This window comes from Arenibacter certesii DSM 19833 (assembly GCF_000429545.1).
In the GTDB taxonomy this organism is placed as follows: domain Bacteria; phylum Bacteroidota; class Bacteroidia; order Flavobacteriales; family Flavobacteriaceae; genus Arenibacter; species Arenibacter certesii.
Genome location: NZ_AUCB01000020.1, coordinates 18,405 through 29,975 on the forward strand (window position 1 = coordinate 18,405; position 11,571 = coordinate 29,975).

General features: G+C 39.3%; 7 protein-coding genes and 1 other RNA gene. 5 read left to right on the forward strand and 3 right to left on the reverse strand.

The window, feature by feature from the left end:
• The first annotated feature begins 375 nt into the window (after positions 1–375).
• The 3 genes from G466_RS0111545 to G466_RS23160 all read left to right on the forward strand — a co-directional run bounded on the left by G466_RS0111545 (position 376) and on the right by G466_RS23160 (position 3,584).
• Entirely contained in the window at positions 376–735 is a 360-nt protein-coding gene (locus G466_RS0111545) for a hypothetical protein (protein WP_026813809.1), read from the forward strand.
• An 11-nt stretch (positions 736–746) separates the two neighbouring features.
• Entirely contained in the window at positions 747–2,321 is a 1,575-nt protein-coding gene (locus tag G466_RS0111550; protein ID WP_026813810.1) for an FAD-binding oxidoreductase, read from the forward strand.
• Between the two features lie 180 nt (positions 2,322–2,501).
• The gene (locus G466_RS23160) at positions 2,502–3,584 is read left to right on the forward strand and encodes a peptidoglycan-binding protein (RefSeq protein ID WP_051315623.1); all 1,083 of its coding nucleotides are present in this window, start codon (positions 2,502–2,504) and stop codon (positions 3,582–3,584) included.
• Between the two features lie 153 nt (positions 3,585–3,737).
• Here G466_RS23160 and G466_RS0111560 read toward each other — a convergent pair whose 3' ends face one another.
• Positions 3,738–4,955, reverse strand: coding sequence for an NAD(P)-dependent oxidoreductase (locus G466_RS0111560; protein ID WP_026813811.1), 1,218 nt, complete (start codon positions 4,953–4,955; stop codon positions 3,738–3,740).
• Positions 4,956–5,290: 335 nt separating this feature from the next.
• Here G466_RS0111560 and ssrA point away from each other — a divergent pair.
• Positions 5,291–5,689, forward strand: a transfer-messenger RNA (tmRNA) gene (ssrA, locus tag G466_RS23520).
• A gap of 269 nt (positions 5,690–5,958) precedes the next feature.
• Here ssrA and G466_RS21870 read toward each other — a convergent pair.
• On the reverse strand, positions 5,959–8,277 hold the full coding sequence (locus G466_RS21870; protein ID WP_205622030.1) for a hypothetical protein: 2,319 nt from the start codon (positions 8,275–8,277) through the stop codon (positions 5,959–5,961).
• A 290-nt stretch (positions 8,278–8,567) separates the two neighbouring features.
• Here G466_RS21870 and G466_RS0111570 point away from each other — a divergent pair, with 290 nt between their 5' ends.
• The gene (locus G466_RS0111570; RefSeq protein ID WP_026813812.1) at positions 8,568–10,139 is read left to right on the forward strand and encodes a M81 family metallopeptidase; all 1,572 of its coding nucleotides are present in this window, start codon (positions 8,568–8,570) and stop codon (positions 10,137–10,139) included.
• Between the two features lie 406 nt (positions 10,140–10,545).
• Here the strand turns inward: G466_RS0111570 and G466_RS23165 are convergent, their stop codons facing one another.
• Positions 10,546–11,319, reverse strand: coding sequence for a DUF1206 domain-containing protein (locus G466_RS23165; RefSeq protein WP_084418813.1), 774 nt, complete (start codon positions 11,317–11,319; stop codon positions 10,546–10,548).
• Positions 11,320–11,571: the final 252 nt, after the last annotated feature.

The window sequence follows — 11,571 nt, forward strand, 5'->3', positions numbered from 1 at the left end:
TATAAAGAAAGGATATAAAAGTGAACAGCTGGCCCCAATGCCAGCTGTTCACTTTTATAAATCTTTAATTCACTCAGAAATCTAGTAGGCAACAGCGCCCACCACATATATAGCCTCTATATAATCGTGCAGAGAAGCGTATTTTTTAATCGGTTTGCAACTAAACAATATCTTTCCCACACCCCTTAATTGGAATATTATTCGATTCAAATAAGGAAAATACGACCATATATACGGTTTTCCATTCGGATTATACAACCAGAACACAATAAGCCCATAAATGCTGTAACTTAAGTACAGCTAGCTATTTACTTAGTTAAAAAATACCCCCAAATTGCAATAGATGTTTACCTAATTTTTAAATAACGAAAACCTATGAAGTCGACTGATAAAATCATTGTTGTTTTTGTACTTCTAGCATTATCAATTACATCTTCATGTGTTAGCACCCGAGTAGAGGCAAGTCCCTATCAAGACAGTGTGGAAAACTTGGAATGCAGAAAAGTTTCTAACTGGAGCTACTATTGGGGTTTAAAACAAAAAAGAGTAGACGCCAACCCTGAGGTGGCCGATAACCAATGTCCTTGTCGCGAAGGTGCTTTATCTTGGGTAGTGGTTAAAACCTCTCTTGGCGATTTTCTATTAAGCGCATTAACATTAGGGATTGTAAATCACAGAACCGCCACCTTTGGTTGTTCGAGACCCCAACAGGGAGAGGGCGATATGGATAATTAAACAAAAACAGTATGACTCCAATAGGAATAGATCCACTACCCATACAGCAATGGTCTAATAAGCACCAGAATTTCACGCATGACTTAATACCCGATTGCTCTTTTAAGCTTTGGAATCCTCCTGCGGTTAACTACAGGAATCGCTACCTAGCTACTACGAAGAATTTTCAATGGTTAATTGAAAATGCCATTAACAAGAACCATAAATTAAGAGCAATGGGAAGCGGTTGGTCTTTCACAAAAGTTGGACTTACGGAAGGTGGATTGATTGATACCGCAGGCTTAAATTTCTCCTTTCCAATTTCGGCTGATTATGTAAGTCCGCTTTATGCCCAGGAACCCGAAGACCTATACTTTCTTCAATGTGGTGCCATAATCCATGAAGTAAACACTCGATTATCGTCCAAAAATCCGCAACGTTCATTAAAAGCCTCAGGAGCCAGTAACGGCCAAACCATCGCGGGGGCCCTTTCCACTTGCACGCACGGTGCCGCTTTTAATGTTGGAGCGGTCCCTGATTTTGTTGTGGGACTTCATCTGATTACCGGGGCCGATAAGCATATATGGTTAGAAAGAGCAACTTATCCCGTGGCCTCCCCAAATTTTATAAACTGGTTGGATGCAGAATTGATACAGGATGACGCTTTATTTAATGCCGCTTTGGTAAGTTTTGGCAGTTTTGGATTTATACACGGGGTAATGATTGAAACCGAACCTCAATTCTTACTTACCGAGCATCGCTATGGCACCATAGCCTATGATGACACCCTAAAAACTACTATGAGCACCTTAAATTTTTCTGGTCTTAACCTACCTGGAGTAGGAGAAAATGGGGAGATGTACCATTTTGAGGTGGTTTTCAATATTCATGATTTTGAACCCAACAATCCGGCCAAGGGGGCATTTATTAAATACATGTTTAAAAAACCATTTCAACTCCCTCACACCCCTCTACAAAGGCGAAACGATTTTACTTATGGTGATGATCTTTTAGGTATTATTTCTACATTAATGGATAACCTACCAGGCTCAGGTATGGCGGTTCCTGCATTGGTAAATGTAATGTTCAAGATGGCTTTTAAGCCAGAGCCTCCCCGTATTGGAACGGTGAGGGAGATTTTTAACTATACTAAGTTTAGAGGCAAAGTTTGCAGTGCAGCTATAGCGATAGATATAGCAGATTCACCACGGGCAGTAGAATTACTAGTGGAGGTAAACAAACAAAATCCATTTCCTGGCGGACTTTCCCTACGCTATGTAAAAGGCACCAAAGCCACCTTAGGATTCACCAAATTTCCAAAAACCTGCGTATTGGAAATGGACGGAATTGACGGACAAGCCGCAAGGAAATTTTATGAAGCGGCATGGAATAGATTGGAACAAGAAAATATTCCTTATACCCTTCATTGGGGAAAAATCAATTTTAATTTAAACGAGACTCGGATAAAGCAGATGTTTGGCAGCACACAGGTAGAGGCATGGGTAAATGCTAGAAACACTTTGTTGAACATCCCCACTCTAAACGTTTTTAACAGTCAATTTTTGAAACAATGCGGTTTAGATAAAATCCATGGGGCCATAGTGTAAGTTCAATTGCTGCCTTTTTGGTATATACGCATCTGGATTGGTAAGAAAATTGAATAGCGATATAGTTGATCAACTATATAAATTTATTCGCACAAGGTGAATTAAATTCGACATCCTCGGCACTAATAAAGTTCCTTCCTCCTGAAATTACGCCATAAATAATCATTTTAATCAGCGCAAATGGAATGTTCTAACTACCTGGAAACGGCCTTAAATAAAGGCGAAATCCACAAGCATCTATACCAAGGCTCCAAAGACAAAATAGTGGTCACAGACCTGCAACGGACTCTATTTGAACTGGGTTTCCGACAGGAACTGAAATGGAACAATTATGAGGCCGATGGGGATTATGGACCTGCCACTGCTGCAACAGTAAGAGCGTTTGCGAAAAAGAACAGATATACCACTGATGGTATCTCGGTTTCTAATGATCTGGCCAAACTAATCCTTCAACGTCACGATTTTCTGCCAGACATGTACCTACTATGGTCTATTTACAAATCGGATCTAAGAACAAGATATTATGTTTCTAAGGGCACATCTACCAGCATCACAGCGATACAGTTACTCCTAAATGAAATGGGCTATGGCAATCTGCTGAATTTCCCAAAATACGGCGCCGACGGTCTCTATGGCAAGAGCACCAGAAATGCGACCATTGCCTACGCCAATGATAATTCATTGCCCTCTGATGGCGATTTATTATCCCGTCCTTTTGTAGATCTAATGATAAGGGACATAAATGCCTTTTATGGTGAAAATTGGAGCGATCTGGCCAAAAACAATCTTCCACAAAGCAAATCCCCTTTAATTTTCTTTGAAGGCTCCCGTTTCCGTGGGAAAGCTTGCCGCACAGATATCCTGTTTGCGCCGATGCTTGAAAAAGTAAATGACTACGCCGAAAGATCCCAGGTTTATGTATATGTTACTAGTTCCTTTCGCACCTCCACCAATGTTGCTGGTGCCATTGTAAAACCTGCTAGCCGATCTAATCATATGGCTGGTCACGCTATAGATATGAATGTTATTTATGGAAATGGGCAATTGGCCAATTCTAAGGTATTGAACCACTACCCTGCCGTGGACGAACCGGTAAGGCAGTTTATATCCTACATTATCAATGACCCCCAATTACGCTGGGGTGGGCAATTTAGAATTAAAGACTCGGTTCATATAGACGACAATCTTAATTCGGACAGAAATGCATGGGACCAAAGATACTTGGCTATGCAAAGGGCAGTGCAATTTGGAGTATACGCCTAGGATATTTATTCTTAAGTGCTATACTCTATACATCTATTTAACAGAAAGACCCATAACAAGCACTAACGCTATGACACCGGCCACTGTTTATAGATTATTTTCCACTGTTTACCTTTTACTGGCCACTGCCGACTGATCACTGGTCACTGATTACTACTGACTGGCAATTGATTTCGGCTCAATATAATCTTGAAGATAAGCGAATCTTTTAGTTAGCTTGCCATCTTTGGTCATCCTGGCCCTTTCCAGAATGCCATCCTCGTCCCCATTATAGAATGCAGGAATAACATATTTCAGGAATGATTTCCCAAACCCCACACTTGCATCCCTAGGTAATTCGCAGGGCAAGTTATCTACGGCCATTACTGCAATGGCGTTTGGATCCTTAAAGTGCACCTCAGACCCGGTTATGGGATCGTATCCATAAACGGGGTCCGCAATAGTACTTGCCCTTATAGTGGGGGCAATAGGACCATTTATATCGCAGCTGATATCGGCAATGACTTTAATTTTGAAATCCTTTTGCCTTACATCTTCCTTAGTTAGAAGATAGGGAGCCCCTTCGTCATAAAAATGTCCCGCTATATACAGATCCGTTACCCTTGCAAAACGAAAGAAATTGGATGTATACTCCTTTGGATTTTCAAAAAAGTCGGCCCTACTTCCCACAATACCATCGGTTCGCTTATTATATTTTGAGGCATCTATTTGGCAATAGACCGGTTGAGTAAACTCCTTGTTCAGAAAATCGGTAGCATTTACTTTTTTAAGACCCATAGCCTTAAGCATTTCTTCGGCACCATTGCCAACCCTCCCCCTACCGGTAAGGAGAATTTTTATATTGGGAAGCTTAATTTTTCTTAATTCTGAAATAAGTTCCTTTTGATCTGCCAAGGTTTCCGCTTTTGGCAATTGGAACAAATCGAACTTAAGTCCGTAAGCTCTTATTCCGTTATAGGCCCCAACAATTCCCGCATACTTGCCAAAAGCCACCAATCGTTGGCCCTTTGTTCCGGTAATCACCTCGTGGTCATACAACTCTATGCCCTTGGCTAATATAGCCTGAAGCAAGGTTCTATTATAGGGTTGCCTTTTAATAGTATGGGAGAAAAATATGTATCTTTTATTGGGTATCAGATTGTCAATAGGCACTTCTTTTACCCCAATCAGCACATCGCATTCTTCCATTTTATTGGCCACCTCTATTCCGGCATCCTTATAATCGGCATCCGAGAACACCCTAATGGGCGAAGGTTCTACAATAATTTGTGCCTTATTGAATTTGGCCAATAATTTTCCACAGGTTTCAGGAGAAAATACCACTCTTCTATCAGGTGGATTTTTTCGCTCTCTAATGATTCCAAACGTCATTCAAATATTGTTTTATAACTCTAAAAAGGAGTTTAGTTGTAAATATAACATTTAGCATCTTGGGATGCAAAACTTTTTTAGGAATAGTTTTTGCACTATCTTTGCAGCCGCGTTAGGGATAGAGGCAAGTACCTGCCTGCCAACAAGCAGGCTTGTACTGCCGAAAGCCCGACCCAGAGCGCACTTCAGAAGGTTTTTATAAAACCGTGTGAGATGCGAGCGAAGGGAAACGCCCACAACAGGAATATACAGTTCATTGAAAAAAATCATTGAGGATTGGAATGACCCTTCGGGCAAGTTCAATTATGGTACACAATTTGCACCAAACTCATGAAGGGGCCGACTGGTTTTGACAGCGAGACCAATTGGAATGTAAGCATGCCGAGCGCTGGGCTACAGCTCGTTAATCTCATTTTCCACACTTTTTAATTGGCGAAAATAATTACGCTCTTGCCGCTTAATCTGAATTATAGTAGGATTTAGCCTCGTCCCTACAAGGTAGGGAAGCGAGATGTTTCTGGGAAGCCCTTGTTGACGGCGTCCCTATCAGAAGCACCAGCAATGTCAACACAAGGGTAGTGAAGCTTCGGCACTACCACCAAAATTCAAGAAGCTAAGTGTGTATTGGGCTGTTCCTGGTCAGGTGCACATCGAAAACTAATTAGGAACTAAGCATGTAGAAGGCATTGTAATTGCTTGTTTGGACGGGAGTTCGATTCTCCCCGGCTCCACGACACTTAAAAATACGTAGCAGTTTAGAGCATTAAAAACTGCCAAGCTCGCTTGAGTATTTTTTTAAAGATTTAAGATGCCCATTGTTAACGCAATGGGTATTTTTATTTGCAACATTACAAGACCCAGAGAACAACGAAAGTTAAACTCTCTCCTACTCTACTTATCAAACCAACTTTGGGTGATTTTTTTTAAAGATACCTTCGGGATTCAAAAGCCACCTTTTCGACTATTGCCAAAGCTTAAAGTGTAATTTCGAACAAATAATAGTTTAATAACCACCTTCAAAATCCCTAGATAATTTTATGGCCTCTCTTTTTGCATTTCCCTCTAATGGGTACAAATTCCAATTATTATGGTCTAACTGTTCCAAGTGCCAATTCCTTTTTGGATCTACCAATATTTTTTTTATATCACGCGGAAATGCATTTGCAGCCCTGGCATTCTCCCATGTTCTGATAACCTTAAAAATAGCCTCCTTTTCTGGGCAGCTTTCCACATCCTTCTGATTTAAATAAAGGCTATAAGTGGTGCCAAGACCAACCGAAATTGCCTGTATATGTTCATATTGCTCCGCCGTGGATTGAGCGTTTATTGGAAAATTGCCTCCCATACCTGTTGGGAAATAATTGGCATAGGTGACGTCCCTAAGATCCTTGCCCTGGCTAGTAGTACTGCCCCATTCCCTAGTATCCAGATCATAAAGATTTTTTCCACCCCCAACATTCCATATGCTTTGGTAATGCCAGGATCCTTCTGATAATGTGGCACCTGTAAAACGAATGGGCGCAATACCATGTGTGGCCGCCTGTTTAAACATTTTACCGAAAAAACGTTTTGTAGAATAATAACCATGTCCGTTATTGAACAAAAACTCCTGACCGTCAAAATCGTAATAGCCTATGCCGTTGATGTAACATACATCTGCATAATATTCAGCTATTTTATCCTGTAGTTGCATATTAGGAATTAAACCATCATAACCATAATTTAAAGTTACTTGTAGTTTATATATAGTATCCTCTTTTACGTGTTCAATAGGTTTGGTTCCCCAATACCCGCGCTTTACATTTAAAAGTCGGTAAGGTTCATCTTTAGAAACCCCTAAGTAATGAATGAGCTCATTCCCTATTTTCACCATATTCAAATTCTCTGCATGTCCTTCCCAACTGGCAATCTCATCCATATATGTAGGGTCATCTACGATAATGATGGTATCTGTTGAACTAATAGTATTCTTTAATAAGCGCTTTTGTTGGTAACACAGACTGTCACTGGGATTAGGACTGGCATCCTTAGTGCCGGGAGCTAAAGCAGTAGTTATTGGCGTTCTCCCTATAATAATATTTCGCTCCGCTGCAATCTTGGCGAATTCTTTATGGGACAGGTTGCCAGAAGTTAGTTTTAAAGGCTTTTTCTCAAAATATTTCCCATCTATAAACCCCTCATTCCCACGGTCTGGTCGCAAAAAATCTTGATCATAGAGGCTAATAGCCTTAAAACCCAATCTGGAAGTATAAGAAATAATGCTATCGTACAAACCTCCGCTGGTAATTGCATCGGGAACATAAGCGGCCGGGTCCTTTACCCACTTCCCATCTATTGTCGGATATGGAAGTCCTTCTGCCAAAACAATATCCTGAATCACATCCATAAGGGCAGTACTGTCGGGACTACCCCATAAAGCAACCGAAGATCCTATGTAATCAATTGGTAGCGGTTGTACCTCCAAATGGTTTGGAGTATTAGCAGGCATATTAGGTATCAAAGAAAAATAAATTTCTCTCTTTTTTGAACGGTCCCTTGAATTGTAGGTAATGGATATCTTTCCTTCGTTGTCTACCTCAGCAGCATTACCGTACATGATTCTATAATACGGTTCCTTGTGGGCATAAAAAGCAACATCACTAATTCCATCACCTCCTAATGTAAACACCTGCCCTTCATGTAAATGATCCGGTAATGGATATAGTAACGTATCTGGGGAGTGGATTATATATTGAAAAGGTGCTGCGTCTCCAATCGTTCTCGAATTTCCCCCAAGGGTATTATCATTTAGGGCAAGCATTCCAATAGCATAATTTACAGTTTCACTGGTATCACGTGCCACCCCAATAATCTCACCAAGTAAATTGTTAATATTAGTATGAATAGATCCCCACTGAACCCCTTCTATATCTTCTCTGTTTGATAAGGATAGGAGGGTGAATTTTAAATACTTCTCCTTCGCATCAATCCTTATTTCAGCTACGGATTGGTTCCCATAGTTAAGCCTAATAATATTATCTGAGTTGTTATAATCTGCACTTTGTGGTGCGTATAGGGTATCAAGCTTGCTATTGTATAAAGACAACAATGGAGAGGGTTTATCGGGGGGACTAAAATCATGAAGCTCTTGCTTAGTTAAGTTTTTAAGGCTAGTAATATACCCTTTATCATTTAAGGTTATACCCAAATAATTAGTAGCGAATTTTACTTGATCGGGATTTTGGCAACTTAATACAAGGGATATAACAAAGAAGAAAAATAAACTTTTATTGATCCTAATAGTTTTTAAAGGATATTGCGTATTACACTTAACTATTTTCATACATCTAATTTAGTCTCTTCCCCTCTTTAATTCGTACTTGAGTTAAGTATTACTATCAATATCGCCCCTATCCTATGTATTTGCATACTGTATTAAATACTTCGTTGGTAATTAATGTAAATAGCCGTTTCTACAGATTCATACCAATACGTGAATCTATAAAAGATAAAAATTTGTTTTCCTACCGTAAAAAATCTATACGTTAAATTCTTATATTCGATTCCTATATTGTAAAATTACAATGAAAATATATTATTTTTTTATCACTAACCATAAAACAGCCTAAAACTTTGAGACAACTTTACACTTGCTACATTTTACTATTAATACTTCTAACTTCATGTAAAGAAGGAGATAAGCAAAATAATACCAAAGCACTTCCTCGAATTGCAATTGCCGGTCTAGGTATTGAAAGTAGTACCTTTTCACCTGCCTTAACCCATGAAGAAGCTTTTCATGCCACAGAAGGAGAGGACGTATATAAAAGATACCCCTTTCTGCAAATGGATTCTTTAAATAGAAATAGGGCACAATGGGTGCCTACCCTGGTGGGGAAATCATTGCCAGGAGGTACTGTAACGAAAGAAGCTTACGAATCCTTGGTATCCCAAACCTTGAAATTATTAAAAGAAAACGGACCTTATGACGGACTTTTCTTTGATATACACGGTGCAATGAGCGTCGTAGGATTAGACGATCCAGAAGGCGATTTAATTAAACGAATTAGGGAAGTAATTGGGACAGATGTACTTATATCTACCTCTATGGACCTACATGGAAACGTATCGGAAAGATTAGCCCAACATACCGATTTAATAACCTGCTATAGAATGGCACCCCACGAGGATGCTATGCAATCCAAGAAAAGAGCAGTGGACAATCTTCTAGAGCGACTTGAAAATGGGAAAGGGAAGCCCAAATATAAGGCTTGGGTACCAGTCCCCATATTATTGCCGGGCGAAAAAACCAGTACCCGTATTGAACCAGGTAAAAGTCTATACGCTAAGGTACCAGAGGTAGAGAAAGAAGAAGGGGTTATAGATGCTGCAATTTGGATTGGTTATGCTTGGGCAGATGAACCGCGAAACCATGCTGTAGTTATGGTTACTGGTGATGATAAGGAACAAGTTGAAAAGGGGGCTGAATTTTTGGCACAAAGTTTTTGGGATGTTCGAAATCAATTCGAATTTGTTGCTCCAACTACCACCCTGGAAGAGAGTTTAAAATTAGCCTTGGCCAGTGAAAAACAACCTTACATGATCAGTGATATGGGAGATAACCCTACCGCTGGCGGTTCGGGTGACGTTACGTGGACTTTAAAACAATTATTGGCCAGGCCCGAGTTTAAATCAGAGAATGGTCCATCTTTAATTTATGCCTCAATCCCAGGACCTGAGTTTGTTGCTAAAGCTCTTGAAATAGGTGTAGGCGGAAAAATTAAAGCCTTGGCCGGTGCTGCTGTAGATGATAGATTTGCTGGACCCCTAGAACTTGAAGGTACTATAGAAGCGATTAAGGAAGGTGACAGGAATGCAGAAGTAGAAGTAGTTGTTAAAGTGGGCAGTATTCACGTAATTGTAACCAAAAAGAGAAAACCGTATCACTATTTAAGCGACTTTACCAATTTGGGCTTAAATCCTAAGCAAACGGATATCGTTGTGGTCAAAATAGGCTACTTGGTACCAGAGCTTTATGATATGCGTGGAGATTGGGTTATGGCGTTAACCCCAGGTGGTGTTGATCAAGATCTTCATAGATTGGGCTATAAGCGCATTAAAAGGCCTATGTTTCCCTTAGATAGCACCATGGTACAACCAGATTTGAAAGCCCATTTTATTCCCGCATCAAATTCAACCGAATAATTAACTGACACATGGTAGACATTAAGGCGAATTAAAACTTTAAGGTTTTCTCTGACTAATTCTATTGTAGATTCAGTCATATCAATACCTGAAACAATAGTCAGTTTAAAAGCAAGAATTCCTATACAGTTATATTAATAGGATCTGCTATTAATCGAAATTTTGAAATCCATAGAATATCATTATCATCTACTATAGTTACCTATGTCCGCGCAACTTCTAAAATGGAGTCTAGTGCGGACCTAGGTTTAATTTTTTTAATGATGTTGGTCCATGATAAAGTTATAATACGATGTTGAACATTCTGAAACATTGGAAAAATGGAGGGAAATGGCTGGAATGTAAGGAATCCTATTTAAAATAAATGAAGCATAGGAGCTTTAAGCAAATAATTTTATTTCCATTATCAGTCTTCGAAAGTTCTATATTTGGAAAGAAATATAAAGAATAAACCGTAGGATATAAATCCCACTGAAGAGAAAATCATCAAAACTGTGCCGAGGAGAGATTGATCCAAGAATGAAAAAGCATCTTGAATGCCCTTTATTTCATGACTTCCAGAATATAACCCTGCCCGTAAAAAAAAATAGGCGATGATTCCCACGATAAAAGCCCTCGAAAAAAAGCCAAATTTCCCTACAAGACGAATTAAAGATGATCCTTTACGGCCTTCAAGGTTAAACTGATCTAAAAGACCGCCTTTTATTACACCCACTATTAGAATAATTGCTTGCATCACTAATACAACCCCAATACAAATAAAAAGAATCGAAATTAGGGATGGACCTAGTAAATCAACATAACGGGAACCCGAACTTCCTTCCGGAGAATAAGTGAACAAGTGATAAAAAGGGAGAAGTGCTAAAAAAGTATAGACCAGACCAGTAATAAAAATACCAATACGAGACATTTTGCCTTTTATATCATTGCTAATATTTTCAGGGTTCTTAATACTTCGCACAAACATCCAGTAGGAATAACATAGCAAACCTGTACCTAGAGCGAACAGCAGCACTTGGCCAAAAGGTTGTTTTTTCAGAAACTTTAGGGCGGTATTAGTACCCGAGCTTTGCCCCCCCATGTTCAAAGCAGCCAAAAGAGTAAGCAGTCCAATAATCAGATAGATAAAGCCCTTTGATATGAAACCAATAATAGCTGTGGTTTTCAACGATTCTTTCAAAATTTCTGATATTTAATTCGCAAGGTTAACTTTAAGATACAATTATACACCTAAATTCATTTAATTCCGTTCTTAACTGATACTCATTCTACCTGCTTAGCACGATTTATCATACATGTAGGATGCTTTTTCCAGTAGAGTGCCATATGGTATTATGGGCGGGAGTCCGCTATATAATGACTATTAGAATAAACTTATAGTTCTTATTTGAAAGAATATAATATTAGAATACTACAAAACTATTCTCAAATT